Raw genomic sequence first — 25,772 nt, 5'->3', positions numbered from 1 at the left:
CGGACGCCTCCCCTGCCGCAGAGTTGCCCATGTCCATTCCCGCCCCCCGAAAGCCCGCGACCGGCCTTGTCGAAGAGCGCGAGGAAAGCCTCAGCCAGATGGCCTATAACGACCTTCTGGACCGGCTGATCCGGCGCGAGATCCCGGTTGGCGCGGTGCTGCAGGAGCGCCGTCTCGCCGAGGCGCTGGCCATTTCCCGCACGCCGGTGCGCGACGCGCTGAACCGGCTGGAAAGCGAGGGCTTCATCACCCGCAAGCCCGGCGGGGTGCTGGTGGTGAAGGAGTTCTCGACCCGCGAACTGATCGAGACCCTGCATGTGCGTCAGATCCTGGAGGGCGAGGCGGTGCGACTGGCCGCCGGGCGCATTCCGCTGGCCGAGCTCGACGACGCCGAACAGGCGATCCGCGCCCTGATCGCCGCGCCGATGCCGAGCGCCGAGCGGGACTGGGAAGTCGATACCCGGTTTCATTCCATGATCGCCACGCGCAGCGGCAACGCCGTGCTGGCCAAGCAGATTCACGACCTCCGGCTCAAGACGCACATGTTCAACATGGACCGCGTGCCCGAGCGCTTCGAGATCGGCCATCGCGAGCATCTCGCCATCATCGAGGCCCTGCGCCGCGAGGACCGCGACGGTGCCCGCGCCGGCATCCAGAGCCATATCGAGAACGTCAAGCTGAGCATCATCGCGAAGCTCAGCGCCATCTGAGGAACGACCATGTCGGCCGAGAAGATCAACGAACAGACCCGGGGCGTCTACATCATTTCGCCCACGCCCTTCACCGAGACGGGCGAGGTGGATTTCGCCAGCACGGATTCGCTCATCGATTTCTATTTCGAGACGGGCGTGACCGGCATCACCATTCTCGGCGTGCTGGGCGAGGCGCAAAAGCTCGCCCCGACCGAGGCGCGCGCCTTCCTCGAACACGTCATGAAGCGGGTGGATGGGCGCAAGCCCATCGTGGTGGGAGCTTCCAATCCCGGCACCGACAATCTGGTGCGCTTCGCCAGGCAGGCGATGGACCTTGGCGCGGCCGGGCTGATGATCTCCCCGCAGCCCTTCCTCAAGACCGATGACCAGGTGTTCGGCTACTGGGCGGAAGTGCTGACGCGGCTCGGGCCGGACGTGCCGGTCTGCTATCAGGACTATCCGCAGACCACCAACACGGTGAGTTCGGTCGGCGTACTCCACCGGTTGATCGATGCCTTCCCGAACTTCGTCATGCTCAAGCATGAGGAGGGCTCCGGCCTGCCCAAGATCACCAAGCTGCGCGAGCGCTCCGACAGGGGCGAGGGGCGGCGCGTCTCGATCCTGGTCGGCAATGGCGGGCTCTACCTGCCGCAGGAACTGCGCCGCGGGGTCGATGGCGCCATGACCGGCTTCGCCTATCCCGAGATGCTGGTGGGCGTGGTGGAGAAGTTCCATGCCGGCGATGTCGAGGGCGCCGAGGATCTGTTCGACATCTACCTGCCGATCCTGCGGCACGAGCAGCAGATGGGCTTCGGGCTCGCCATCCGCAAGGAAGTGCTGAAGCGGCGCGGCATCATCGCCTGCTCCGACACCCGCCACCCCGGCCCCAAGCTGACCGCGCGCGACCACCAGGAGCTGACCGAGCTCATGGCGCGGCTGCAGCGCAAGCTGCACGGGTGACGCGCCATGGATCTCGGATTTGAAGGACGCACCGCGCTGGTGCTCGGCGCGAGCCGGGGCCTCGGCCTCGCCATTGCCCGCACGCTCGCCCGCGAGGGCGCCGGCGTCATCCTGGCGGGGCGCAACGCGGCCGCGCTGGAGGAAGCTGCCGCGGGCATCCGCGCGGCCGGTGGCACGGCCCGCATCCAGCGGCTCGATCTCGGCGATCGTGCCTCGGTGCTCGCGGCGCTCGATGCGCTGGCGGGCGAGCCGATCGACATTCTCGTGAACAATTCCGGCGGCCCGCCGCCGGGCCCGGTCGCGAGCGTGGCGCTGGAGGTGTGGAGCGCGCAGTTCGAGACGATGGTCTCGGCCCTCTTCCTTGTGACGGCGCGGCTGCTGCCGGGCATGCGCGCGCGCGGCTTCGGGCGCATCATCAACGTGGTCTCGTCCGGCGTGGCGCAGCCGATCCCCAATCTCGGCATTTCCAACGCCCTGCGCTCCGCCGTCGTCGGCTGGGCCAAGACGCTGGCCGGCGAAGTGGCGGGGGACGGGGTGACGGTGAATTGCGTGCTGCCCGGCCGCATCCACACGCAGCGCGTGGACGAACTCGACGCCGCCGCCGCCACCCGCACCGGGCAGAGCGTCGAGCAGGTCGCAACCGCGTCACGCGCCGCCATTCCGATGGGGCGCTACGGCACGCCGCAGGAATTCGCCGACGTCGTCGCCTTCCTCGCCAGCACGCGGGCGAGCTACATGACCGGCTCGACCGTGCGCGTCGACGGCGGCGCCATCCGCGGCATCTGATGCTGGCGGTGTCCGAAGAGTGTTCGGTCCGAAGAGTGTCTTGGTCCGAAAAAAGTGTCTCGGTCCGAAGGGGCTTCCATGCGTTCGATCTGCCTGATCCTCCAGCGCATTCACGATGACGGGCCGGCCCTGCTTGGCGCGGCCGGCTATGAGAGCCGGCTGGCCCGCTCGCTGGAATGGCCGGCGCTGGCCGAGGACATCGCCGGCGCGCGTGCCGTGCTGACCCGCGACGCGCGGGTCGACGCGGCGCTGATGGATGCGGCGCCGGGACTGGAAGTCATCGGCGTGCATGGCGCGGGGGTCGACAATGTCGACCTTGCGGCGGCGACCGCGCGCGGCATTCTGGTCGTCAACACGCCGGGGGCGAATGCCCGTTCGGTGGCGGAGCATGCGCTGGCGCTCGCCTTCCATCTCGCCAAGTCGCTCGGTCCGGGCGACCGGGCGGCGCGCGCGAGCGACGGGGCGTTCAAATATCGCTCCGCGCTGACCGAACTGGAGGGCGCAACCTTCGGCGTCGTCGGCTTCGGTGCCATCGGGGCGGCCACCGCGCAGCTCGCGCGGGCGCTCGGCATGCAGGTCGTGGTGTGGACGCGGCGGCCGGCCGATCCGGCCGTGGCGGCGGCGGGGTTCACGCAGATCGTCGCGCTGGGCGACCTGCTGGCGCAGGCCGATATCGTCTCGCTGCATCTTCCCGGCGGGGCCGGCACGCGTCACCTGATCGGCGCCGCGCAGATCGCCCGCATGAAGGCATCGGCCCTACTCATCAACACCGCGCGCGGCACGGTGGTGGACGAGGCCGCGCTCGCGGTGGCGCTGCGCGAGGGGCGTATTTCCGGCGCCGGCCTCGATGTGTTCGAGGTCGAGCCGCTGCCGCCGTCCTCGCCGTTGATCGGCCTCGACAATGTGGTGCTGACCCCGCATGTCTCCGGCTCGACGCAGGCCGCGCTCAAGCGCACCGCGACCGCGCTGGCGGGCGAGGTGATCGCGGCGCTCGCCGGGCACCGGCCGACCCATCTCGTCAATCCCGCGGCGTGGTCCGCCCGCCGGTTCGGGGCACTGTGCGAGGCTGGCGGGTGAGCGCGCTCGACGCGGCCATCGCCTTCGCGGAAGGCCTGTTCGACGAGCTTCGCGCCAACACGACCGATGCGCCGGGCATCACCCGGGCGGCCTATGGCACGGGTGAGGAGTTCGCCCATGCTTTGGTGCGCGCGGCGGCCCGCGAACTGGATCTGGTCGAGGCGACCGATGCCGCCGGCAATCTCTACCTGACGCTGGCCGGCACCGCGCCCCAGCTTCCGGGCTGGATCATCGGCTCGCATATGGACAGCGTGCCTCATGGCGGCAATTACGACGGCGCCGCCGGCGTGCTGGCCGGGCTCTCCGTGGCCCACGCGTTGCGGCGGGAAGGCCGGCGTCCCGAACGCAACCTCACCGTGATGGTGATCCGCGCCGAGGAGAGCACGTGGTTTCCCGTCTCCTATCTCGGCAGCCGCGCGGCCTTCGGCCGGCTCCCGCGCGAGGCGCTGGAGGCGTGCCGCGCCGATACCGGTCTGACACTGCGCGAGCATATGCAGCGGCTCGTTTTCGACCCGGCGGCGGTGGCACGTGGGGAAGCGTTTCTCGATCCGGCCGGCCTTCGCGGCTTTATCGAAGTGCATATCGAACAGGGCCCGGTGCTGGAGCGCGCGGACGCCCCGCTCGGCCTTGTGACGGGCATTGCCGGCTCGTTCCGCTATCGCGAGGCGCGGTGCCTTGGCGCCTATGGCCATTCGGGCGCGGTGCCGCGCGCTTACCGCCAGGATGCGGTGCTCGGCTTCGCCGATCTCGTCGCCGCGCTGGAGACCCGCTGGGACGGGCTGGAACGCGAGGGCCTCACCGCCACCATCACCTTCGGGGAGGTGGCGACGGATCCCACCCAGCATGCCTTTTCCAAGGTGCCGGGCGAGGTCGGGTTCTGCCTCGATGTGCGCAGCGCAAGCCCGGAAGTCTTGGAGCGCATCCATGCCGAGCTTTTGGCGGATGCCGGCGTGATCGCGCAGCGGCGGGGCGTGCGCTTCGAGTTCGGCGCGCGCACCGGCAGCACCCCGGCCCTGCTCGATCCGGCGCTCCGGGGGCAACTCGCGCAGGCCGCGCGGCGCATGGGGCTGCGGGCGATCGAGATGCCGAGCGGCGCGGGGCACGACACCGCCACCTTCGCCGCGCAGGGTGTGCCGGCGAGCCTGATCTTCGTGCGCAACCAGAATGGCAGCCACAATCCGCTTGAGGCCATGCGGATGGAGGATTTCGCCGCCGCGGTGCATCTGCTGCTGGCGTTTCTGTCCACGCCGGGGGACTGAGCCGGTCGAGCGGGCGAGGACGAGGTGGACGCGATTGCCTCGCCGGCATTCCCGTGGTAAACGCTTACGTGATCGACACTGCGAACCAGGGAGGGGCGCGAATGACTATTCTGTTTCGTCAGCCCGTCCCGGCTGTGAAGCCGCACGGCTAGTTCGGCAGGCCGCGGAGCTGCGCTCCCCCGCCATCCGGTCACTTTTTCCCCGCGCTGAGCTCATTTCCATCGCAGGAGAGGCGCGTCTTTCGCGCCTGCGTTTCCCATGTCTTTCCAGTCCAAACGCGGCAGCGACGCGCTGCGCGACGTCCTTGCCTTCACGTTCCGTCACTGGGCGCGCCGCTGGCCGATGGCGGTCGGCATAGGCGCGGCCATCGTTCTGGCGACGCTGACCGAGATCTTCGTGCCGCTCTATGCCGGCCGGCTGATCGACGCGCTGACCGCCGGCAAGAGCGAGGCCCCGGCCGCGCTGGAGGCTTTCGTCATGATGGCGGGGCTCGGCCTTGTCATGGTGGTGCTGCGCCATCTTGCCTGGTGGGGGGTGGTGCCGCTCACCCTCGCCATCATGTCGGACGTGGTGCGCGAGGCGTTCCACCGGGTTCAGCGCTTCTCCAGCGACTGGCACGCCAACAGCTTCGCCGGCTCCACCGTGCGCAAGATCACCCGCGGCATGTGGGCGCTCGATGTCATCAACGACGTGCTGCTGCTCTCGCTGCTGCCCTCGGTTGTGGTGCTGGCCGGCACCGTGCTGCTGCTGATGCTGCACTGGCCGGTGATGGGGCTGGTGATGGCGGTCGGCGCGCTGGCCTATGGCGCGCTCACCGTCATGCTCGCCACCCGCGTCGTGGCGCCCGCCGCCCGGCTGTCCAATGCGTGGGACACCCGCATCGGCGGCATCCTCTCCGACACGCTCGGCGCCAACCAGGTGGTGAAGGCCTTCGGCGCCGAGGCGCGCGAGGACGAGCGGCTGGGCGTGGTGGTGACGCGCTGGCGCCGGCGGGTGCGGCGCACCTGGATGCTGGCGACCTGGAGCGCCAGCGGCGAATTCGCGCTGCTCTGGGTGGTGCGCACCACCGTCACCGCCACGGCGCTCTGGCTGTGGTGGCAGGGGCGCGCCACGCCCGGCGACGTCACCTATGTGCTGGCCACCTATTTCGTGCTGCACGGCTATCTGCGCGAGATCGGCCAGCATGTGCACAACCTTCAGCGCGCGGTGAACGACATGGAGGAGATGGTGGACCTGCACGCGCTCACCGCCGGCGTCGCCGACCGCGATACCGCGTCGCCTCTGACGGTGCGGGGCGGCGAGGTGCGTTTCGCGCAGGTCACCTTCCACTATGGCCGCCATGCCGCGCCGCTTTTCGCCGGGCTCGACGTGCTCATCCCGGCCGGGCAGCGCGTGGGTCTGGTCGGGCCGTCCGGCTCGGGCAAGACGACATTCGTGAAGCTGCTGCAGCGGCTCTACGATGTCAGCGATGGCGGCGTGCTGATCGACGGGCATGATGTGCGCGAGGTGGCGCAGGCCTCGCTGCGCCAGCAGATCGCCATCGTGCAGCAGGAGCCCATCCTCTTCCACCGCACGCTGGCGGAGAACATCGCCTATGCGCGGCCCGATGCCAGCGCGGGAGACATCGAGCGCGCGGCACGGCTCGCCAACGCGCACGACTTCATCGAGCGCTTGCCGAAGGGCTATCGCACGCTGGTCGGCGAGCGGGGGGTGAAGCTCTCCGGCGGCGAGCGCCAGCGGGTGGCCATCGCCCGCGCCTTCCTCGCGGATGCGCCGATCCTCATTCTGGATGAAGCGACTTCCAGCCTCGATTCCGAGTCCGAGGCGGCGATCCAGCAGGCGATGGAGCGGCTGATGCAGGGGCGCACGGCCATCGTCATCGCGCACCGACTTTCCACCGTGCGGGCGATGGACCGTATCCTCGTCTTCGAGCATGGCCGGGTCGTCGAGGACGGCCGGCACCAAGAGTTGCTGGCACGCCCCGGCGGGCGCTACCGGCGGCTGTTCGAGCGCCAGTCGGATGGCATGGCGCAGATCGCGTCGGTGGAGACCGAGGAGGAGCCGGCGGTGGGATAGAGCCGGATCCGATCCGGTGAGCCAACCGGATCGGCCGAGCCGCCCGACGAATGGATCGTCACGGTGGCGGCGCGCGATAGAGGGCGCCAAAGCTGTTGCGGAGTTCCGCGCCCGTGCCCTCGGGATCGAAGCTCGGCTGGCCGGGTCCGCGCACGACGTACCAGCTGATGCCGGCCTTCCCCATCAGATGCCGCGCCGCACCCAGGTCGGCGGCGTGGGCGATTGCGTCGAGGACCGAGAGGCGCTCGGCGACCAGCGCGGCCTGAGCGGGGCTGACGGCGGCTTCGGTCGACGGACGCGAGAGAAAGCACGGCACGCCGCTGATGCCGGCAAGCGTGGCGCAGCTGTCGATATTGCCATCCTCGGCGCGGATGTCGGCGACCGCCAGCGTCATTCCGGGAGCGGACGCCGCGCGGATGGCGAGCGCGGTCGGCACCAGCGCGGGTTCGGTGGGGCGGCGAATGAAATTCGACAGGCCGGCCGGCATCAGTTCGGCCGTGTAGAGGCCCGCAGCCTGCGGCAGGACCGACAGCACTGCGATGGCCAGCGCGGCGGGCACGAATACGCGCGGCGGCGCGACCTTCGTATCCAGCCGCAGCCACCGCGCCGCGAGGATGGCGATGAAGACCGCGAAGACCGGGTAGACCAGCACCAGCGGCCTGTGCTGGAACTCGGTGTTGGGGTCGGAGAAGGGCGCCTTGGGCGCGAGCAGGATAAGCGCGGCATAGACCGCGAGCAGCAGCAGGGGAAAGGCATCCAGGCCGGTCGTGCCGCGCCGCAGCCGCGCCAGCCCCAGGATGATGAGATAGGCGGGCAGCAGAACGCCCAGGATCGCCGCCAGCGTGACCAGCAGCCCCAGCGCGAGCGCGGGGCCCATCCCCTGCGTCTCGACCAGCGAATGAAAGAGGCCCTCGCGAAGGGTCGGCCCCAGGGTGTCCAGCGCAATGAGAAAGAAGCTGGGCGCGTTGGAGAAGCCGGCGACGGCGTCGTGCAGGGCCGGGATCGCCGTCACGGCGGCGATGCCGGCCAGCCCGGCGATGCCAGCTGCGAGGATCAGGGCGGCGCGATGACGGCGCAGGGCCGGAATCTCGCCCGCCCACAACAGCGCCATGACCGGGGCGAACAGGATGAAGACATGCGCCCGCAGCTGGAAAAGCACGGCCACCAGCGCCGCCGCGAGGATCCACATTCCCCAGCCGCCGATACGTCGGCCGCGCTCGAAACAGGCCAGCGCCGCCAGAGCGCCACCCACCGCATAGCCCGATCCCGGCTCCAGCAGCATCACCGTCTGGAAGCCGAAGAAGCGGTTGCCGATGCCCAGATGCGCGCCGTCGGGCAGGGCGAAGAGCAGGCCGATGGCGATGAGGCCCGCCGCGCTTCCGCCCATCGAGGCCGCCAGTGCATAGGCCCCGCACGCCCCGAGAAAGACGCCGAGCGGCACCAGCATCGCCGCCTGCGCGGCGAGGGGCGTGAGATCGAGCAGCCGCATGATGGCCGCCGCCGGCAGGTAATAGCCGTAATGGTAGAGGCCGAGGGGCACATCCGCCAGCAGCAGACTGCCCCGGCCGAAGCCGAGCGGGTCGCCAAACTGCGCGAGCTGCGCGGCGTGGATCACGCCATCCGTATTGAGCATCACGCCCTGCGTCACCAGCGCCGGCAGAACCGCCACCAGATCGCGGAAGCCGAACAGCACCAGCCCGGCGGCCAGTGCCAGCATCACATTGTCGGTGGCGGCGTCTCCTCCGCCGGCCGGCAGCCGCGGCAAGACGAGAGCGCCGGTGAGCGCGACGGCGCCACCAAAAAGAAGAAAGCACAGCGGCGCGGGAAGGCCCAGCACGAACACGCCGAAGAGTTGAGCCGTCACGCAGGCGGCAAAGCCGCAGACGAGTGAGAGGGCGAGCCGGCCGGCGAATATTCCGGCGCCGGCCGCGGCCAGCAGAAGTTCTCCGGCCATCAGCACGGCCAGGACGCCGGCCCATAGGGCGAGGATGGCGGGAAGGCCGGGCACGCCGCCGGACATCCATACAAGAGCGGCGAGAAAGAGCGCGACGATGCCGCTGGCGATGACGATCTCGTGGGCAAGGCTCCGGCGATGGCTCCGGCGATGGCTCCCGCCGAGGGCCGCGTCTGCCGGGCCCCGCTCCCCGTTCGCCGATGTCATGGCTCAGCCCCGTCCAAGCTCGGCAATCACGATGCCACCGACGATCAGGGTGATGCCCAGCACTTGCAGCAATGTGATGCGCTCGCTGAACAGCAGCCAGGAACTGACGGGCACCAGTACATAGATGAGCGCGGTGAAGGCGAAGGCGCGCGACAGCTCCACCCGTTCCAGCGCGCTCATCCAGGCCAGCATGGCGAGGACCGACGCCCCGAGCGACAGGATCACCCAGGGATCGAGGAACATGGAGGCGAGATAGGCGAGACGGCCCTTGTCGGAAGCGACGTCCGAATGCGCGGTGGCGCGCCATTTGAGCGCGAGCGTCCCGGCCAGCGAGAGGAGCACATTGGCCGTGAGATAGATGAGACCCGACGCATTCATGCCTCGTACGACCTCCGATTGTGTCCCGGTTCGGCAGACCTGCGTGACTAGCACAGGCCCCGATGCACAGGCTACGCCCTCCCGCTCCCGCCTGAGCCGGCACAAGGACACTGCAAGCTGACCTTTGGAGAGGCGGGTGTAACTTCCCGCGCGCAGTTGACCACTGCGGACACGGAGGTGTTAATCAAAGGACCGGGGCAGCGGTAATTTTGGATCGGAGCACCTCGTGGTTGTGAAGAATCATTCATCGAGGGAGGCCGGAAGCCAAGATGCTGGTACCATTCAACAGGATCGAGCTCGCCGGGCCTGAACTCGACTACATCAGGGAGGCGCTCGGCGAGACGGTGGCGGGCAATGGCCGCTTCACCCAGCTCTGCCAGCAATTGCTGGAGCAGAGCTATGCCGGCTCGCGGGTGCTGCTGACGACCTCCTGCACCTCGGCGCTGGAAATGGCGGGGCTGCTCGCGGGGCTGGGTCCGGGCGATGAAGTCATCATGCCTTCCTTCACCTTCACCAGCACGGCGAATGCGGTGGTGCTGCGCGGGGGTGTTCCGGTCTTCGTCGACATACGGCCCGATACCCAGAACATCGATGAGACGCGGATCGAGGCGGCAATCACGCCGCGCACACGGGCGATCTGCGTCGTGCACTATGCCGGCGTCGGCTGCGAGATGACGGCCATCGGCGAGATTGCCCGGCGCCACGGGCTGACCCTCATCGAGGATGCGGCCCAGGCGATCGGCTCGACCTATCGCGGGCGCCCCCTCGGCACCTTCGGGGAACTGTCGGCGCTGAGTTTCCACGAGACCAAGAACGTCATTTCCGGCGAGGGCGGGGCGCTGATCATCAACGATCCCGAGCTAATGGACCGCGCCGAGATCCTCTGGGAGAAGGGCACCGACCGCGTCCGCTTCCGGCGGGGGCTGGTGACAAAATATACCTGGGTGGATGTCGGCTCCTCCTTCCTGCCGAGCGACATCACCGCCGCCTTCCTTTACTCGCAGCTCCAGTCCATGGAGGCGATCATCGCGGATCGGCTCGGCATCTGGGAGCGCTACCATGCCGGGCTGGAGCCGCTGGAGGCGCGCGGCCTCATCACGCGGCCGACCGTGCCGGATGGCTGCACGACCAATGGCCACATCTATTATGTGCTGCTTGACGATGCCAACGCCCGCGACCGCTGGGCCGCGCAGCTCGCCGAGGCCGGCATCGATGCCTTCATGCACTATGTGCCCCTGCACAGCTCTCCGGCGGGACGGCGGTTCGGGCGCACGCACGGGGATCTGGCCGTGACCGACGCGACGGCCGGCCGGCTGCTGCGCCTGCCGGTCTTCCCCGGCATGACGGCGGAGCAGGCGGACCTGGTCATTCACGCGATGCACGCCATCGCGCGCGGACCATCGGTGCGGCAGCTGGAGGGTTCTCGGTGAGCCCCGACACCCGCAATTCTCCAGCCATGTGCGTCGACGCGTTTCCGTCACGCGACGGGGTATCGACGTCGCGCGAAAACGCTCCCGTCCCCGGCTGAGGCGACCGCGTTCGCCGATATCCGCCACCCACACGGCGTCCCGTTCATGTCGAAGACGATCCTTTTCCTCGGGGCCTCCCCGCAGCAGCTGGCGCCGATCGACTATGCGAGGGCAGCGGGCTATCGTACGGTGACGTGCGACAACCGGCCCGGCAATCCGGGGCACAGGCTGGCCCATGCCTCCTACAATGTCAGCACCACGGCGATGGACGAGGTGCTGCGGGTAGCCGAGCGCGAGCGGATCGATGCGGTGGTGAGCTTCGGCAGCGATGTCGGCGCCCCGACCGCGGCCTTCGTCGCGGAACGGCTCGGCCTGCCCGGCAACCCGCTCGACGGGGTGCGCACGCTCACCGACAAGGGCCGGTTCCGTGCCCTCCAGGCGGAATGCGGCCGCTTCCATCCCCGCCATCTCACGCTGGCGGCGGGCGATCTCAGCGATCCGCGCCGCGTGCAGGAGCGGGTGCGCGCGGAGGTTGGCACGAAGGTCATCGTCAAGCCGGTCGACGCGAGCGGAGCGAAGGGGGTGCGCAAGATCGCCGATCCCGCGGAACTGCTGCCCGCCATTCGCGCCGCGATCGGCTTTTCCGCCAGCGGACGGGCCATTGTCGAGACCGTCATCGATCAGCTCGGCTACCAGATCTGCGGCGAGGGTTTCCTGCGCGACGGGCGCATCGCCTTTCATGCCTTCGCCAATGAGCATTTCCACCCCGGCATACACGTGCCGGTGGGGGAGAGCTTTCCCTCCGTCTTCGACCCGCGGCTGATCGGCAAGGCCGTCGATGAATTGCAGTTCCTGTTCGGGCAGACCGGTCTACGGCAGGGGCCGTTCAACTTCGACCTCATCTTCACGCCGGAGGGAGAGGTGTTCGTCATAGAGATTGGCCCGCGCAATGGCGGAAACCGCATGCCGGAGGCGATCCTCTACGGAACCGGCGTCGACACCATCGCCGCCACGGTGGAAATCGCGCTGGGGCGACCGGTCGACCTTGCGCGCCGGCACGATTACCTCTGCTCCACCTATTCGGTCTATTCCGACGCGCCCGGCATCCTGCAAGCCGTGCTATACGATCCACATGTGCGGCGCCGGATCGTGGACGAGCGCCTGTTCCTCGGCCCGGGCGATCCGGTCGAGCGCTTCGAGATGGGAAGCCTGATGATCGGCAATCTGATCCTGACCTTCGACACCTATGTCGACATGATCGAGACGATCGATCGCATGAAGGATCATATCACCGTCTCACTCGTTTAGTCCGGGCGAGCGGGCCTCCTCCGCCGCGCCGAAGCCGAGTGCCCGTCGTCGAATTGTCAGTATCGAAGCATGAAACTCTCCATCGTCACCACGCTCTACCGTTCCGAGCCCCATATCGTGGAATTCTGCGACCGGGCGCTGGCCGCCGCGCGCGCCATTGCGAGTGACGTGGAACTCGTCATCGTCAATGATGGTTCGCCGGATCGGGCCTTCGCGCTGGCGCGCGATTATGCCAGGACGCATCCCGGCCTTGTGGTGGTCGACCTGTCGCGCAATTTCGGCCATCACCCCGCGATGATGGCGGGGCTGCGCCAGGCCACCGGGGACCTCGTTTTTCTGATCGATAGCGACCTGGAAGAAGAGCCGGAGTGGCTCGCGCGCTTTCTGGCGCGGCTGACCGAGAGCGGCGCGGATGTGGTCTACGGCGTCCAGGAGACGCGGCGTGGCGGCGTGGTGGACCGCATCGGCGGCCATGTCTATTACGCTCTCTTCCGCCTGCTCAGCGGGCTCGACATTCCCGCCAATCTGGTGACGGCCCGGCTCATGACCCGGCGTTATGTCGATGCGCTGGTGAGCTTCGAGGAGCGGGAGCTCGATATTGCCGGGCTCTGGGTGCTGTCCGGGTTCGAGCAGGTGGCGATCCCGGTCATCAAGCACAGCAGCAGCCCGACGACCTATTCCATCCTGCACAAGATCCGGTTGATGATCGATTCCATCACATCGTTCAGCAACACCCCGCTGGTGGCGATCTTCAATATCGGGCTGACGATCTTTTTCGGCTCGATGCTGTGGTCGCTCTACCTGCTCGTCAACTGGCTCTTTCTCGACACGCCGCTCAGCGGCTGGACATCGGTGATGATGTCGATCTGGATCCTCGGGGGCATGATCATTTCCTTCATAGGCGTGATCGGCATCTATCTCGCCAAGGTGTTCTCGGAGACGAAGCGCCGGCCCAGCGTCATCGTGCGCGACATCGTGCGGAGTGCGCCGCCGTGAGCCTCACCGAGGGCGGGCGCTACGTCGCCCGCAATGCCGACATCATCGCCGCGCTCGTCGCCTTCAACGCCGCGCAGATCGAGGCGCACGCGGCGACCCCGCAAGGAGTCGGCTGGAACAGCGCGAACGCCCAGACCGTGCGGTTCGACCAGGTGCTAAAGGTCATCCGCCGGGGCGGCGCGGATGTCAGCCTCAACGATGTCGGCAGCGGTTACGGCGCGCTGCATGACTACATGCGCGCGACCGGCATCGCCGCCGAGTATCGTGGCTTCGATGTCACGGAAACCTCCATGGAGCGGGCGCGGGCGCTCCATCCGCAAATGGGGTCCTCCCGTTTTGCGCCCATGGCCGAGCTGTCGCCGGCCACCTACAGCGTGGCCAGCGGGATATTCGGGCTGCGGCTCAGCTTCGACGAGGCGCGCTGGCATGCCTATATCCTCGACACGCTCGATCTCATGGATGCCAATAGTCGTGAAGGTTTCTCCTTCAATATGCTGACCGCCTATTCCGATCCCGACCGCAGATCGGGCGATCTCTACTATGCCGACCCGGGCCGCTATTTCGACCTGTGCAAGCGGCGCTATGCGCGCAATGTCGCGCTCTATCACGACTATGATCTCTACGACTTCACGCTCGTCGTGAGAAAGGAACGCCCGGCGCGCGCGGATTGATCCGGCGGGTGCCCTGGTGCGACGGTGTAAATCCGACCACTGCCAAGGGCTTGGCAGTGGTTTCGGACAGATTGATTCCGGCATGCCGAAGCCGGGGCGGCCGCGCACCATCCGCGCCGCTCTCGGGCCAGGCCGGCGATGGAGCCTCGAACGGGCATGGACAGGCTGACGATCCACCTGACGGTCGATGTCGGGCCGGCCGACGCCGTGCTCGGCCGCGGTGGCGATATCGATGCCGACTGGTCGGCGACACTACAGGGCAGCGAATTGCTGTTCGAGGCGCTGGCCCGTCTCGCAGACCGGCGGGGCGAGCCGGTGGGAACGACCTGGTTCCTGCGCGCCGACCGCCTCATCCATGCCCAGTTTGGCGACCGGCTGGCCATTGTCGAGCGGTTCGAGCAACTTGTCGCCCGCCATGTCGCCCATCATGGCGGACCCGCACCGGAACTCGGCTGGATGCCGCAACTCTACGGATCCGGCTCTGCCGCGATCGACCATGATGACCTCGCGCAGACGCATGCGAAGCTCGCCGCAAGCGGGCGGGCGCCGTGCAGCGTGCGGATGGGCAATTGCTATCACGACAACCGGACCATGGCGGCGCTGGCCGAACTCGGCATCGCATTCGACAGTTCCGCGCTGCCGGGACGGGTCAAGATGGAGGGTGGCTGGCGGCTCGACTGGAGCCCCACGCCCGATCACCCCTTCCGGCCCTCGCGTGCCGACTACCGGCAACCGGGCGTGCCGGCGCTCGACATCATCGAGGTGCCGCTCACCATGCTGCCCATCCAGGCGCCCTATGATGCGGTGCCGCTGGCGCGCTATGTGAATCCGGCGATGCGGGCAGAACTGCTGTGGCCCGGCCTTGCCGATCTGGTCGCCACACGCGAAGACCTCGTCCTGATTGTTCACCCGGACGAGGTATATCCGGCGCGGCAGGCCGCAGGGCATCCGCTGATCGACTATTCCATCCAGACGCTGATGGCCAATCTGGCGCGGCTGGAGGCGCTGGCGCAGCGTATCGGCCGCCGCGCGAGCTTCCGCCCGCTTTCCGAGGTTGCGCCGCCCGAGCTTTGAGAAGCCAGACATCGATGCCTGCCGGGGGAGGCTTTCGCGGGAACGTCTACCGATGGTTGTGCTGCCGCTGAATCATGTTAGCGTTGGTCTCATCGGGCGGGGTATTTTCCAGAACTAATCGTCATGAGCTATTCGCGACATTGTCTCGCTGCCGCCATGACGGCTGTCCTGGCCGTGGCGGCGCTCGCACAGTCCGTGGGGATATACTTCGAGACAAATGACGATGTCAGCATGATGATGCTGGCGCACGGATTTGGTCTTACGAATGTTGCGACGGATCAGATACTTTTTTCCAATAGACTGGAGGGAGATATTGTTGACCGGATAGGAATGCCATTTGGGCAGCCGGGATACTCGATCTATATGTTCCTGTGCCTGTCCTTGAGCCTCGGCTTTCTGTTTGCAAGCCTCATCCGGCTCAACCACGGCGTCCTCGTGAATGCGGCTACCATCACTGCATTGGCCATCCGTCCGCTGCTGGCTCCGCAATTCACCATCACGGCGTCGCTACTGTCGCTCGCCGGCATCGTGGTTTTCCTGGACGATCGCACGATGCGGTCGCCGTGCCGGCTGGTGGCGGCGACTGGGCTTTTCTTCCTTGGTTTCCTGATGCGGATCGACTCGGCGGTCTTCATGCTGCTGATTGCGAGCCCGATGCTGTTGCGGGCCCGGTCCTTCCAGCGCGGGACGCTGGTCGCTGCCGGGGCGTTCATGCTGGCGGTCATGGCTGCCCTCTGGTGGGACGGGCTGGGGTACCTGAGCGAGGGCTGGACGGCATTCAATGCCGTCGAAGGACCGCGCGTGTGGTTCACCGATTACGGCGTGGCGGCCCAATTGCTCGACAAGCCCGACCTGCTGACCGCGGCCGGCTGGTCGCGAAACGATGTCGACATGATCGCGCAGTGGTGGTTCGTCGATCCGCAGGTCTATTCAGCCGAGCGCCTCGGCCGGCTGCTTTCAGTCGCGGGTCCGCTGACCATCGATACGGTGCGCACGGATCTGCTGTCGAGCTGGTTCGGCCTGCTGCTGGGCTGGGATATGGCGCCGCTCGTCATCCTCTCCGTCATCTCGCTGGCTCTGAGCCTTCGCGGCGGCCAATGGCGCCTTCTGGTGTGCGTCACCGTGGTGCTGGCAGCGTTTGCCGGCTTCGCCCTGCTCGGCCGGCCGGGCATCACGCGCGTCGCCTATTCCGCGTTCGCCGCTCTGCTCGTGCTTTCCTGCCTATCGCCCTTCAGCCGATCGCGCACGGTCATCCAGACGGCGGCCGCGCTTATCTGTGCGAGCGTATTGGCGGTGCTTTATGTCGGCCAGGCGCAGCAATCGCGACTGCAGCAGGCCGGTGCCCTCGCGGAACTGCACAAGGTGCCACCTGCCGATGTCGTCGTGGTCTGGGCCGATGTCCTGCCCTATCAGGCGCTCTATCCCGCCTTCCTGCGCGCGGGCGAGGATTTTCCGCCCGTGCACATCTACAGCCTCGGATCGGACCAACTGGCACCGCATGCGCTTTCGTGGTGGGGTGGTGACGCCGCACAGACGATCCGCCGGCTGACCTCCCCCGACGGGATCGACCTCGTGGCCCGCGACGACCTCGTCGCCAAGCTCGACGTTTATTGCCGGGAGCATTGGGGCATTCCGCTGGCCGTCGACCGATCGGTCCCCGCGCAGGGTTGGCAATACTATCACGTCGCCTGCCCGACGGGATCGCAAGCGATCGTCTGGGACTAGGATGATCTCGCCGTTCTGCCGCCGACAATCGCGCACCGCCGGGCGGCCTGCGGCAGGATCATGCCGAGGGTGGATGATGACACCTGTGCAATGGCGCGCGCGGGGGCTTGAAACTACCCCCGTCGTGCTTCTAAGGTGCGCGCGCTCAGAGCGGGCGTAGTTCAATGGTAGAACGGCAGCTTCCCAAGCTGCATACGAGGGTTCGATTCCCTTCGCCCGCTCCAGCCTTCTTCACATCTCGGTGTCATGGCCGGTCTCGAATGATTGCGAGGCCTTTTGCCGTGCGAGTTCGCTCCCCGTCGTCGCGCGGCTGATGTAATTTGCGGGGCTGTGCCTGGCGGGCCAGCCGGGCCAGCCGGGTAGGCTGGAGGAGGTTGATGATGCGCCCCGTTCCGTTGTCTGTTGCCGTCGTGCTGTCGGCCTGTTGCATGGTTCCGGCAGCCTTTGCCCAGTCCATGCCCAACTCGCTCAACATGAGTTGTGCCGCCGCTTCGGCACTGGTGCGCGAGAGGGGGGCTGTCGTCATTGGCACCGGTCCCAACCTGTTCGATCGTTATGTCGCCAATCAGGGCTATTGCAGCGCGCAGGAGCAGGTAGCGGCGCCGAGCTGGATCCAGACGCGCGACCAGTCCCAGTGCTTTGTCGGCTATCGCTGCCGCGAGCCCTATCAGCGGGGCAATTGAGGCGCGCCTGGGTCGGCCATTGTCGAACCCTCCTGCGGATGAGATGCGATGCACCTGCCGGACCATGGCCGCTACGACTATCGGCCCATCACCCGTCGCCCGGATTTCCGCTGGCCGAAGGGGGAGGGGCTGGCCGTCTATGTCGCGGTGAACCTGGAGCATTTCGCCTTCGCAGAGGGCCTTGGCGCCGCGCTTGTCGCGCCGACGCCGCAGCCCGACGTCGCCAATTTCAGCTGGCGCGACTATGGCAACCGGGTCGGCGTCTGGCGGCTGATCGCGCTTCTGGACGAACTGCACCTGCCGGCCTCGGTGCTCGTCAACAGCGCCATCTACGATTATTGCCCGGAGGTCGTGGCGGCGTTCCGGGCCCGTGGCGACGAGATTGTCGGCCATGGACGCAGCAATAGCGAACGCCAGGGCGACCTGCCGGAGGCCGGCGAGGCCGCGCTGATCGCCGAGGCGACCGCCGTCATCGCGCAGGCGGAGGGTGCGCCGCCGGCCGGCTGGCTGGGCCCCTGGATCTCACAGAGCCACATCACGCCCGACCTGCTGGCCGAGCAGGGCTATCGCTACCTGCTCGACTGGTGCATGGACGATCAGCCGGTGTGGATGCGCACGCGCGGCGGCGGGCGGATCCTCTCCGTGCCCTATCCGCAGGAGCTGAACGACATTCCCGCCATCATGGCGCGGCAGATGGAGGCACCGGCCTTCGCGGACATGATCATCGACCATTTCGAGGAAATGCTGCCCGACGCCCGGCAGGCGCCGCTGGTCATGGGGCTGGCGCTGCATCCCTATATTGTCGGCCAGCCGCACCGGATGCGCCATCTGCGGCGGGCGCTCGCCCATATTGCCGATCAGGCGGACCGGATCTGGATCCCCCGCGCCGGCGACATCGCCGCAAGCTATATCGCGCAGGTTCCTGACGACAACGGGACCTGAAACAACAGGCAAACGGCCGCAGGGGCCACAGGCGGGGAAACATCCCCGCCGGGAATCCTCGCATCAGCCTTGTCCGCGTGCGTGTCTTTCGTGCGGACAAGGGCGCCGGCTCTCGCCATCATCGAATTGGCCCGCCGCACCGCCCCCCGTGGACGTCCGCCGGGAGAGCCTGTCGCGCGGCGCAGCGTGGCCGGCGGGCTCAATCCTGCGCCGCTACGAAAGCGTCGATCCGCTCGCGGTTGAGCGCGAACCATTGCAGCGCGATGAGCACGAAGGAATTGCCGATCGCCCCGGGGAAGGGCGCGGTCAGCTGTGCCAGCGCGTCAGCCACCGGCACCAGAAAGGGGCGGGTGAGCTCGTTTTCACCCGGCTCGCCTGCCTGCGCCGGCACCTCACGGGAATCGACCAGCGCGAGGAACAGGCTGGCCTGCTCGTCACTGACGCCGGGGCTCGGCATGAAGGTGAGCATCGGCAGCAGCGCGCGCGGGGCGACGCCGATCTCCTCGTGGCACTCGCGCCGCACGGCGGGTTCGGCAGCCTCGCCGGGCTCCACCAGACCGGCGGCGAGTTCGACGATCTCGCCGGCGCCTCGCGCGAGATGCGCGGTCACGCGGAACTGGCGGATGAGCACGAAGCAACGCGCGGCCGGATCATAGGCGAGGGCGGCGACCACGGAACCGACCCGCAGGATGTCGCGCGTCTGCTCCAGCGGGGCTTCATCCGCGCCGGCGAGGGTGATCTCGAAGCGCTCATAGGGGCGGAAGCCGTCCTCATCCAGCCGGGCGGGGCCGTGCAGCGTGAGCGCGATGTCGCGGTCGGCCAGTTCGCCGATCCCGGCACGCGCGATCATGGCTGCACCTCGGCCGGCAAGGGAGACGGCGGAGGATTTGGCAGGTTGCCCGGCGCCTCCGTATCCAGGTTGAAGGCGGCGGCGAACAGCGTACGCGTGTATTCGGTCTTCGGCGCGGCGAACAGATCGGCGGCGGCGCCCTGCTCGACCACCACCCCCTGCTTCATCACCAGCAGTGTCGAGGCGAGCGCGGCGACCACGCGCAAATCGTGGCTGATGAACATGTAGGTGAGATCGCGGCGCTGTTGCAGATCGCGCAGAAGATCGACGATCTGCGCCTGAACGATCATGTCGAGCGCGCTGGTCGGCTCGTCGAGCACGATGAAGGAGGGTTCCAGCACGATGGCGCGGGCGATGGCGACGCGCTGGCGCTGCCCGCCCGAGAATTCGTGGGGGTAACGGTGGCGGGTCTCCGGCTCCAGGCCGACATCGCGCAAGGCGGCGACGACGCGGGCATCGCGCGCGTCGGCGTCAAGCCGGGGCTGATGCACGCGCAGGCCCTCGCCGATAATATCGGTGATCGACATGCGCGGGGAGAGCGAGCCGAACGGGTCCTGGAACACGATCTGCATCTCGTGGCGCTGCGCGCGCATCTCGCCATAGCCGAGCGTGTCGATCGGCTTGCCCATGAAGACGATCGGACCATTGCTGGAGATGAGGCGCAGCAGCGCGAGGCCCAGCGTGGTCTTGCCGGAGCCGGATTCGCCCACCACGCCGAGCGTCTCGCCGCGGCGGATGGCAACGCTCACGCCATCGACCGCCTTGATGTGGCCGACCGTGCGGCGCAGCACGCCGGCCTTGATCGGGAACCACACCTTGAGGTCGTTGGCCTCCAGCACCAGCGGGGCTTCCGGGTGGGGCGGGGCGGGGTTGCCCCGCGGTTGGGCGGCGATCAGCGCCCGTGTATAGGCATGCTCGGGACTGGCGAAGATATCCGCGACCGGCCGCGCCTCGACGATGCGTCCGTGGTTCATCACGCAGACCCGGTCCGCCACCTTGCGCACGATGCCCAGATCATGGGTGATGAACAGCATGGCCATGCCAAGCCGGCACTGCAACTCCTTCAGCAGCGTGAGGATCTGCGCCTGCACCGTCACGTCGAGCGCGGTGGTCGGCTCGTCGGCGATCAAGAGCTTGGGCTCGTTGGCCAGCGCCATGGCGATCATCACGCGCTGGCGCTGGCCGCCGGAAAGCTGGTGCGGGTAGGAGCCGAGCCGTGTCTCCGGCTCGGGGATCCCCACCTCGGTCAGCAGTTCGATCACCCGCGCCCGCGCCGCCGGCCCACGCATGCCCCGGTGCAGGAACAGGATCTCGCCGATCTGCTGCTCCACCGTGTGCAGCGGGTTCAACGAACTCATCGGCTCCTGGAACACCATGGTGATGTCGTTGCCGCGCACCCCCCGAATGGCGTGCTCGTCCATGGCGAGCAGGTCCTGCCCCTCGAACATCACGCGGCCGGAAGGGTGCGAGGCGGCGGGATATTGCAGCAGCTTGAGGATGGACAGGGCGGTGACGGACTTGCCCGACCCCGATTCCCCCACCAGCGCCAGCGTTTCCCCGCGCCCGACCGCGAAGGACACATGATCCACCGCCAGCGTGGTGCGCTCGCCCTGGGTGAAGGCGACGGACAGGTCCTCGACGGAGAGGAGGGGGGTGTCAGTCATGCGAATGTCTCTATGAGCGCTGTCAGGGCCGGCACTGTCAGATCAACCCATGGCATGTCGGCCTGGCCGCGAAGACGGCGATCGCCGGTTACGAAGTGCGTGCAGTTCATCAGCCGAGCGGTCGCAATATGAATCGCGTCAGGTAGCTTGATTTCTTTGCGATCCGCTCGTATCCGCGCCGCCATTTCAAGACACGGACGATCGACGGGTCCAATGGTCAGCGCAGCATTTGAGCGCAACAGCCTACGATAAATATCGATTAATTCAGTGTCGTTGTCTCGCAATGGGCGAACAAGTAGCTCTGCAAGTGTCAGTTCACTGCTACGCAGAGACACGACATCTCCATCAAAGGCGTAGAGCTGAAGCGCTCCAAGTCGATAGGATAGTTCATCATCGTCCTCGACGAGGCGGATGAAGACGCTGGTGTCCCAATAAATTCGGAAGCTATTCACACCGTTCAGTCGCCCCATTCGTCTCGAAGTTCGCGAATGCGGGCTACTGCTTCCTCGGTGGTAGTTCCCCGAGGCTTAACCCTCGCGCGGATTTCAGCGTAGGTGAGGGGCTTATGCTTGGATGCTGGCGGCTCGGTCGTCACAATCACCTGCACATACGGCCCCTCCATGCCCTCGCGCAGATCTTCGGGCAGCTTCTCGATGGGGTAATGCTCGCGCACGATCTTGTTCATCGCCCTTCTCCTTCCGCCAACCCTACCACGGCGCTCATTCGAACGTCTTCCTCGGGTCGAAGGCGTCGCGCACGGCCTCGCCGACGAAGATCAGCAGGCTCAGCATGAAGGCGACGGTGAAGAAGCCGGTGAGGCCGAGCCAGGGCGCCTGCACGTTCGACTTGCCCTGCGCCAGCAATTCGCCGAGCGAGGGCGAGCCGGGGGGAAGGCCGAAGCCGAGGAAGTCGAGCGCGGTGAGCGTCATCACCGAGGAGGAGACGATGAAGGGCAGCATGGTCAGCGTCGCCACCATCGCGTTGGGCAGCATGTGTCGCCACATGATGACGCCGTTCGACACGCCGAGCGCGCGGGCCGCCTGGACATATTCGAAATTGCGCGCGCGCAGGAATTCCGCCCGCACCAGCCCGACCAGCGACACCCACGAGAACAGCAGGAGGATGCCGAGCAGCACCCAGAAGCCGGGGGCGAGGATCGAGGAGATGATGAGCAGCAGGTAGAGCGCGGGGATCGAGGTCCAGATCTCGATGAAACGCTGGAAGATAAGGTCGGTCCAGCCGCCGAAATAGCCCTGCACCGCGCCGGCCGCCACGCCGATGGTGGAGGAGATGAGGGTCAGGATCAGGCCGAACAGCACCGAGAGGCGGAAGCCGTAGATGAGGCGGGCCAGCACGTCGCGGCCCTGGTCGTCCGTGCCCAGCCAGTTCCATTCCAGCGCGCCGCAGCCCCCGGTGCGGCCGAGTTTCTCGACCACCGGGGCGCATTGCGCGTCGGTCAGCATCCAGGTCGGCGGGGAGGGGGCGGGGGTCGGCAGGTCGAGATTATGCGTGGAATAGCTGTAGCGGATCGGCGGCCAGATCATCCAGCCGCCCTTCTCCGTGATCAGTTTCTTGAGATAGGGGTCGCGATAATCCGCCTCGGTCTCGAAATCGCCGCCGAACGTGGTCTCGGGATAGGCGACCAGACCGGGGAAATAATAGCCGCCGTCATACTCGACCAGGAACGGCTTGTCGTTGGCGATGAATTCCGCGCCCAGGCTGAGCACGAACAGCACCGAGAACAGCCAGAAGCTCCACCAGCCGCGCCCGTTGCGGCGGAAATTGGCGAGCCGGCGCTGGTTGATGGGCGACAGCCGCGGACGGCGCGGCGCGGGCTCGATGGCGGCGGTTGTGGGGTTCGTCGGGGTTGCGGGGGGCGTCGTGGCGGCGTCCATCATCAGACGTCCCGCGTGTCGAAGTCGATGCGCGGATCGACCCAGGTGTAGGTGAGATCGGAGATGAGGTTCACCACCAGCCCGACCAGCGAGAAGATGTAGAGATTGGCGAACACCACGGGATAATCGCGGTTGAGCACGCTCTCGAAGCCGAGCAGGCCCAGCCCGTCGAGCGAGAAGATGGTCTCGATCAACAGCGAGCCGGAGAAGAAGGCGGCGACGAACGCGCCGGGAAAGCCGGCGATGATGATGAGCATCGCGTTGCGGAACACATGGCGGTAGAGCACCGCGCGTTCCGACAGGCCCTTCATGCGCGCGGTAACGACATATTGCTTGCGGATCTCGTCGAGGAACGAGTTCTTGGTCAGGAGCGCCATGGTGGCGAAGGCGCCGAGCACCATGGAGATGATCGGCAAAGCCAGGTGCCAGAAATAATCGAGGATCTTGGCCCCCAGCGACATCTGGTCCCAATTGTCGGAGGTGAGCCCGCGCAAGGGGAACCACGAGAAGAACGAGCCGCCGGCGAACAGGATGATCAGGAGAATCGCGAACAGGAAGCTCGGTATGGCGTAGCCGACGATGATCACCGCCGAGGTCCACATGTCGAAGCGCGAGCCGTCGCGCACGGCCTTGGCGATGCCGAGCGGGATCGAGATGGCGTAGGTCAGCAGCGTCATCCACAGCCCGAGCGAGATCGAGACCGGCATCTTCTCCAGGATGAGGTCGATGACCGAGATGTCGCGGAAATAGGAGCGCCCGAAATCGAAGCGGGCATAGTCCCACAGCATCTTGCCGAAGCGCTCATAGGCCGGCTTGTCGAAGCCGAACTGCTTTTCCAGTTCCTTGATGAAGGCGGGGTCCAGCCCCTGCGCGCCGCGATATTTCGAGGCGGTGGGGTCGCCCGCCTGCGCGCCGCCCGCCCCGCCGCCGAAATCGCCGCCGCTGCCGGAAATGCGGGCGGTGGCGTCGGTCCCCTCGCCGGTGATCTGCGAGATCACCCGCTCGACCGGCCCGCCCGGGGCGAATTGCACCACGATGAAGGAGATCAGCATGATGCCGACGATGGTCGGCACCATCAGGGCGAGACGGCGGACGATATAGGCGAGCATGCGATCAGGCTTTCTCCGCCGGGCTTCCTCAGCGAGCGGCGCACAGGGTGGCGGTCGTCGGCACTGGCGTCAACTTAACGTCCTGTTAGGTCGATCCGTCATCCCGCCGACTTCTGTCGCGCCGACCAGATTCCCGGAATCGCCCGGTCATAGGCCGGGCGCGGAACGGAGGGCCAGCCGAACTCGTCCCAGAAGGCAATGCGAAACTCGGCCGAATACCAGTGCGGCACCCAGTAGCGCCCCGCCCGCAGCCGGCGGTCCAGCACATGGCAGGCGGTGCGCAGCTTGTCCCGGGTGTCGGCAAGGATCACCTGCTCGATCAGCAGGTCCACCACCGGGTCCTGGATGCCGGACAGGTTGTTGGAGCCCGGCGTGGCGGCGGCGCGCGAGCCGAAATAATTGCGCAGCGATTCGCCCGGCACGGTGGAGACCGAGAAGCGCCGCACCGTCGCGTCGAAGTCGAAATCATTCAGCCGCCGCTGGTATTGCGGCGAATCGACGAGGCGGAAATGTGCCTCGATGCCGAGCAGCTTGAGGTTCTTGATGAAGGGAGCGGTGTGGCGCTCCAGCCCGTTCTCGTCGTCGAGGAACTCGATGGTGAGCGCCTGCCCCTGCGGATCGACCAGCCTTCCGTCCTTGATCACCCAGCCGGCCTCGCGCAGCAAGTGCGTCGCCTTGCGCAGCAGCGTGCGGTCCTGCCCCGAGCCGTCCGAGACCGGCGGCGTCCAGGGCTCGCCCGTGAGCGCGGCGATATCGGCGGCGGAGAGCTTGTCGCCCAGCCGCTCCATCAGCGCGATCTCCTGCGGCCCGGCCGGGCCTTCCGCCTTCAGGTCGGAATTCTCGAAGAACGAGGTCGTCCGCCTGTAGAGGTCGAACATCAGGTTCTTGTTGGTCCATTCGAAGTCGAACGCATAGGACAGCGCCTCGCGCATGCGCGGATCGGCAAATTGCGGGCGGCGGAGGTTGAGGAACCAGCCCTGCGCGCCCGAGGGGGTCTTGTCGGGCAGCACGGCCTGTTTGACCTTGCCCTCGCGCAGCGCCGGGAAATCATAGCCGGTGGCCCAGGTGCGCGCGGTGAATTCCTGCCGGAACAGATAGGCGCGCGCCTTGAACGCTTCGAAGCCGACCTCGCGATCGCGGAAATACTCGTAGCGGAGCGTGTCGAAATTGTTCACCCCGGCATTCACCGGCAGGCCCGCGCCCCAGTAGTCCGCCACGCGCTCATAGGCGATATAGCGGCCCGGCTCGAAGCGGCCCACCTTGTAGGGGCCCGAGCCGAGCGGGGGATCCAGCGAACTGTCCTCGAAGGATTTCACGCTGTAATAGGCGCGCGAGAAGATCGGCAGCGACGCCGCGAATAGCGGCACGTCGCGCGCCCGTCCGGGGGAGAAGGTGACGACGGCGACCTCCTCGCCCTCCGCCTCCGCGCCCTCCATCTGCCGCAGGTTCTGGCCGATGACCGGGTGGCCCTTCTCCTTCAGCACGTTGAGCGAGAAGGCGACATCCTCGGCGGTCAGCTTCGTGCCGTCGTGGAAGCGCGCCTCGGGGCGCAGGCGAAAGCGGTAGACCGTGCCGTCCGGCGAGATGGACACGCTCCTTGCCACCAGCCCGTAGACCGCGTCCGGCTCATCGAAGGCGCGAACCATCAGCGAATCGAAGATCAGATCGATGCCCTGCGCGCCGTCGCCCTTGAGGATGTAGCCGTTCAGCGAATTGAAGGTCTGGAACGACTGGTTGAAGGCCGCCGTCGAGCCGACCTGCGAGAAACTGCCGCCCTTGGCAGCCTCCGGGTCGACATAGTCGAAATGCTTGAAATCGGCGGGGTATTTCAGGTCGCCGAAGGCGGAAAGGCCATGCACCTCGCCACCGGGGATCGGTGAGGCCGGCGCGGCCGCCGGCGCTGGGGGCGAGCTTTGCGCGAAGGCGCCGCGCGGGCGCACCAGCATCGCACCCGCGCCCGCACCGGCTGCCAGCGTGAGGATGGCGCGGCGGGAGAG

General features: G+C 67.3%; 23 protein-coding genes and 1 tRNA gene. 15 read left to right on the top strand and 9 right to left on the bottom strand.

The window, feature by feature from the left end:
• Positions 1-29 precede the first annotated feature (29 nt).
• The 6 genes from QOZ99_RS19890 to QOZ99_RS19865 all read left to right on the top strand — a co-directional run bounded on the left by QOZ99_RS19890 (position 30) and on the right by QOZ99_RS19865 (position 6,850).
• Positions 30-710 carry a GntR family transcriptional regulator gene (locus QOZ99_RS19890; protein ID WP_306891737.1) on the top strand — a complete coding sequence of 227 codons (681 nt, stop codon included), beginning with the start codon at positions 30-32 and terminating at the stop codon, positions 708-710.
• Positions 711-719: 9 nt separating this feature from the next.
• Positions 720-1,652: a dihydrodipicolinate synthase family protein gene (locus tag QOZ99_RS19885; RefSeq protein ID WP_306891736.1), complete on the top strand. Its 933-nt coding sequence runs from the start codon at positions 720-722 to the stop codon at positions 1,650-1,652.
• A gap of 6 nt (positions 1,653-1,658) precedes the next feature.
• Complete coding sequence (locus QOZ99_RS19880; RefSeq protein WP_306891735.1) at positions 1,659-2,438, top strand: SDR family oxidoreductase; 780 nt, start codon at positions 1,659-1,661, stop codon at positions 2,436-2,438.
• A gap of 78 nt (positions 2,439-2,516) precedes the next feature.
• Positions 2,517-3,515: a hydroxyacid dehydrogenase gene (locus QOZ99_RS19875; RefSeq protein WP_306891734.1), complete on the top strand. Its 999-nt coding sequence runs from the start codon at positions 2,517-2,519 to the stop codon at positions 3,513-3,515.
• The gene (locus QOZ99_RS19870; RefSeq protein ID WP_306891733.1) at positions 3,512-4,774 is read left to right on the top strand and encodes a Zn-dependent hydrolase; all 1,263 of its coding nucleotides are present in this window, start codon (positions 3,512-3,514) and stop codon (positions 4,772-4,774) included. The genes QOZ99_RS19875 and QOZ99_RS19870 overlap by 4 nt, the downstream gene beginning before the upstream one ends.
• A 258-nt stretch (positions 4,775-5,032) precedes the next feature.
• The gene (locus QOZ99_RS19865) at positions 5,033-6,850 is read left to right on the top strand and encodes an ABC transporter ATP-binding protein (protein WP_306891732.1); all 1,818 of its coding nucleotides are present in this window, start codon (positions 5,033-5,035) and stop codon (positions 6,848-6,850) included.
• Between the two features lie 58 nt (positions 6,851-6,908).
• On the opposite strand, the gene QOZ99_RS19860 is transcribed toward QOZ99_RS19865, so the two are convergent.
• Complete coding sequence (locus tag QOZ99_RS19860; RefSeq protein WP_306891731.1) at positions 6,909-9,011, bottom strand: hypothetical protein; 2,103 nt, start codon at positions 9,009-9,011, stop codon at positions 6,909-6,911.
• A 3-nt stretch (positions 9,012-9,014) separates the two neighbouring features.
• Positions 9,015-9,389: an EamA family transporter gene (locus QOZ99_RS19855; protein WP_306891730.1), complete on the bottom strand. Its 375-nt coding sequence runs from the start codon at positions 9,387-9,389 to the stop codon at positions 9,015-9,017.
• A gap of 269 nt (positions 9,390-9,658) precedes the next feature.
• Between QOZ99_RS19855 and rffA the strand changes: the two genes are divergently transcribed.
• From rffA to QOZ99_RS19810, 9 genes are all read left to right on the top strand, one after another.
• A complete protein-coding gene (rffA, locus tag QOZ99_RS19850) occupies positions 9,659-10,819 on the top strand; it encodes a dTDP-4-amino-4,6-dideoxygalactose transaminase (RefSeq protein WP_306891729.1) in 1,161 nt (386 codons plus the stop codon).
• Positions 10,820-10,963: 144 nt separating this feature from the next.
• Positions 10,964-12,166 carry an ATP-grasp domain-containing protein gene (locus tag QOZ99_RS19845; RefSeq protein ID WP_306891728.1) on the top strand — a complete coding sequence of 401 codons (1,203 nt, stop codon included), beginning with the start codon at positions 10,964-10,966 and terminating at the stop codon, positions 12,164-12,166.
• A 69-nt stretch (positions 12,167-12,235) separates the two neighbouring features.
• The gene (locus tag QOZ99_RS19840) at positions 12,236-13,162 is read left to right on the top strand and encodes a glycosyltransferase family 2 protein (protein ID WP_306891727.1); all 927 of its coding nucleotides are present in this window, start codon (positions 12,236-12,238) and stop codon (positions 13,160-13,162) included.
• A complete protein-coding gene (locus tag QOZ99_RS19835) occupies positions 13,159-13,833 on the top strand; it encodes a class I SAM-dependent methyltransferase (protein WP_306891726.1) in 675 nt (224 codons plus the stop codon). The genes QOZ99_RS19840 and QOZ99_RS19835 overlap by 4 nt, the downstream gene beginning before the upstream one ends.
• 156 nt (positions 13,834-13,989) lie before the next feature.
• A complete protein-coding gene (locus QOZ99_RS19830; protein ID WP_306891725.1) occupies positions 13,990-14,907 on the top strand; it encodes a polysaccharide deacetylase family protein in 918 nt (305 codons plus the stop codon).
• Between the two features lie 123 nt (positions 14,908-15,030).
• Positions 15,031-16,632, top strand: coding sequence for a hypothetical protein (locus QOZ99_RS19825; protein ID WP_306891724.1), 1,602 nt, complete (start codon positions 15,031-15,033; stop codon positions 16,630-16,632).
• Positions 16,633-16,782: 150 nt separating this feature from the next.
• Positions 16,783-16,856: transfer RNA gene (locus tag QOZ99_RS19820), tRNA-Gly, on the top strand.
• A gap of 153 nt (positions 16,857-17,009) precedes the next feature.
• Positions 17,010-17,315, top strand: coding sequence for a hypothetical protein (locus QOZ99_RS19815; protein WP_306891723.1), 306 nt, complete (start codon positions 17,010-17,012; stop codon positions 17,313-17,315).
• 48 nt (positions 17,316-17,363) lie between these two features.
• Entirely contained in the window at positions 17,364-18,257 is an 894-nt protein-coding gene (locus QOZ99_RS19810) for a polysaccharide deacetylase family protein (RefSeq protein WP_306891722.1), read from the top strand.
• Between the two features lie 199 nt (positions 18,258-18,456).
• Here the strand turns inward: QOZ99_RS19810 and QOZ99_RS19805 are convergent, their stop codons facing one another.
• The 7 genes from QOZ99_RS19805 to QOZ99_RS19775 all read right to left on the bottom strand — a co-directional run bounded on the left by QOZ99_RS19805 (position 18,457) and on the right by QOZ99_RS19775 (position 25,721).
• A complete protein-coding gene (locus tag QOZ99_RS19805; protein WP_306891721.1) occupies positions 18,457-19,107 on the bottom strand; it encodes an NUDIX domain-containing protein in 651 nt (216 codons plus the stop codon).
• Positions 19,104-20,771: an ABC transporter ATP-binding protein gene (locus QOZ99_RS19800; RefSeq protein WP_306891720.1), complete on the bottom strand. Its 1,668-nt coding sequence runs from the start codon at positions 20,769-20,771 to the stop codon at positions 19,104-19,106. Before QOZ99_RS19800 ends, QOZ99_RS19805 begins: the two co-directional genes overlap by 4 nt.
• A complete protein-coding gene (locus QOZ99_RS19795; protein WP_306891719.1) occupies positions 20,768-21,241 on the bottom strand; it encodes a type II toxin-antitoxin system VapC family toxin in 474 nt (157 codons plus the stop codon). Before QOZ99_RS19795 ends, QOZ99_RS19800 begins: the two co-directional genes overlap by 4 nt.
• Positions 21,229-21,456: a hypothetical protein gene (locus QOZ99_RS19790; RefSeq protein WP_306891718.1), complete on the bottom strand. Its 228-nt coding sequence runs from the start codon at positions 21,454-21,456 to the stop codon at positions 21,229-21,231. Before QOZ99_RS19790 ends, QOZ99_RS19795 begins: the two co-directional genes overlap by 13 nt.
• A gap of 34 nt (positions 21,457-21,490) precedes the next feature.
• A complete protein-coding gene (locus tag QOZ99_RS19785) occupies positions 21,491-22,669 on the bottom strand; it encodes an ABC transporter permease (RefSeq protein ID WP_370876897.1) in 1,179 nt (392 codons plus the stop codon).
• Complete coding sequence (locus QOZ99_RS19780) at positions 22,669-23,775, bottom strand: microcin C ABC transporter permease YejB (RefSeq protein ID WP_306891717.1); 1,107 nt, start codon at positions 23,773-23,775, stop codon at positions 22,669-22,671. Before QOZ99_RS19780 ends, QOZ99_RS19785 begins: the two co-directional genes overlap by 1 nt.
• A 98-nt stretch (positions 23,776-23,873) precedes the next feature.
• Positions 23,874-25,721, bottom strand: a complete 1,848-nt coding sequence (locus tag QOZ99_RS19775) for an extracellular solute-binding protein (protein ID WP_370876898.1) — start codon at positions 25,719-25,721, stop codon at positions 23,874-23,876.
• Positions 25,722-25,772: the final 51 nt, after the last annotated feature.

The sequence above is a fragment of the Ancylobacter amanitiformis genome (genome assembly GCF_030814815.1).
In the GTDB taxonomy this organism is placed as follows: Bacteria; Pseudomonadota; Alphaproteobacteria; order Rhizobiales; family Xanthobacteraceae; genus Ancylobacter; species Ancylobacter amanitiformis.
Note: the sequence above shows the minus strand (reverse complement) of the source record. Positions and strands in the feature narration are given on the sequence as shown.

Excerpts from the sequence above, each read along its gene's own strand:
- QOZ99_RS19890 (WP_306891737.1), top strand. The coding sequence starts at position 30 with ATGTCCATTCCCGCCCCCCGAAAGCCCGCGACCGGCCTTGTCGAAGAG.
- QOZ99_RS19885 (WP_306891736.1), top strand. The coding sequence starts at position 720 with ATGTCGGCCGAGAAGATCAACGAACAGACCCGGGGCGTCTACATCATT.
- QOZ99_RS19880 (WP_306891735.1), top strand. The coding sequence starts at position 1,659 with ATGGATCTCGGATTTGAAGGACGCACCGCGCTGGTGCTCGGCGCGAGC.
- QOZ99_RS19875 (WP_306891734.1), top strand. The coding sequence starts at position 2,517 with ATGCGTTCGATCTGCCTGATCCTCCAGCGCATTCACGATGACGGGCCG.
- QOZ99_RS19865 (WP_306891732.1), top strand. The coding sequence starts at position 5,033 with ATGTCTTTCCAGTCCAAACGCGGCAGCGACGCGCTGCGCGACGTCCTT.
- QOZ99_RS19860 (WP_306891731.1), bottom strand. The coding sequence starts at position 9,011 with ATGACATCGGCGAACGGGGAGCGGGGCCCGGCAGACGCGGCCCTCGGC.
- QOZ99_RS19855 (WP_306891730.1), bottom strand. The coding sequence starts at position 9,389 with ATGAATGCGTCGGGTCTCATCTATCTCACGGCCAATGTGCTCCTCTCG.
- rffA (WP_306891729.1), top strand. The coding sequence starts at position 9,659 with ATGCTGGTACCATTCAACAGGATCGAGCTCGCCGGGCCTGAACTCGAC.
- QOZ99_RS19845 (WP_306891728.1), top strand. The coding sequence starts at position 10,964 with ATGTCGAAGACGATCCTTTTCCTCGGGGCCTCCCCGCAGCAGCTGGCG.
- QOZ99_RS19840 (WP_306891727.1), top strand. The coding sequence starts at position 12,236 with ATGAAACTCTCCATCGTCACCACGCTCTACCGTTCCGAGCCCCATATC.
- QOZ99_RS19830 (WP_306891725.1), top strand. The coding sequence starts at position 13,990 with ATGGACAGGCTGACGATCCACCTGACGGTCGATGTCGGGCCGGCCGAC.
- QOZ99_RS19825 (WP_306891724.1), top strand. The coding sequence starts at position 15,031 with ATGAGCTATTCGCGACATTGTCTCGCTGCCGCCATGACGGCTGTCCTG.
- QOZ99_RS19815 (WP_306891723.1), top strand. The coding sequence starts at position 17,010 with ATGATGCGCCCCGTTCCGTTGTCTGTTGCCGTCGTGCTGTCGGCCTGT.
- QOZ99_RS19810 (WP_306891722.1), top strand. The coding sequence starts at position 17,364 with ATGCACCTGCCGGACCATGGCCGCTACGACTATCGGCCCATCACCCGT.
- QOZ99_RS19805 (WP_306891721.1), bottom strand. The coding sequence starts at position 19,107 with ATGATCGCGCGTGCCGGGATCGGCGAACTGGCCGACCGCGACATCGCG.
- QOZ99_RS19800 (WP_306891720.1), bottom strand. The coding sequence starts at position 20,771 with ATGACTGACACCCCCCTCCTCTCCGTCGAGGACCTGTCCGTCGCCTTC.
- QOZ99_RS19795 (WP_306891719.1), bottom strand. The coding sequence starts at position 21,241 with ATGGGGCGACTGAACGGTGTGAATAGCTTCCGAATTTATTGGGACACC.
- QOZ99_RS19790 (WP_306891718.1), bottom strand. The coding sequence starts at position 21,456 with ATGAACAAGATCGTGCGCGAGCATTACCCCATCGAGAAGCTGCCCGAA.
- QOZ99_RS19785 (WP_370876897.1), bottom strand. The coding sequence starts at position 22,669 with ATGATGGACGCCGCCACGACGCCCCCCGCAACCCCGACGAACCCCACA.
- QOZ99_RS19780 (WP_306891717.1), bottom strand. The coding sequence starts at position 23,775 with ATGCTCGCCTATATCGTCCGCCGTCTCGCCCTGATGGTGCCGACCATC.
- QOZ99_RS19775 (WP_370876898.1), bottom strand. The coding sequence starts at position 25,721 with ATGCTGGTGCGCCCGCGCGGCGCCTTCGCGCAAAGCTCGCCCCCAGCG.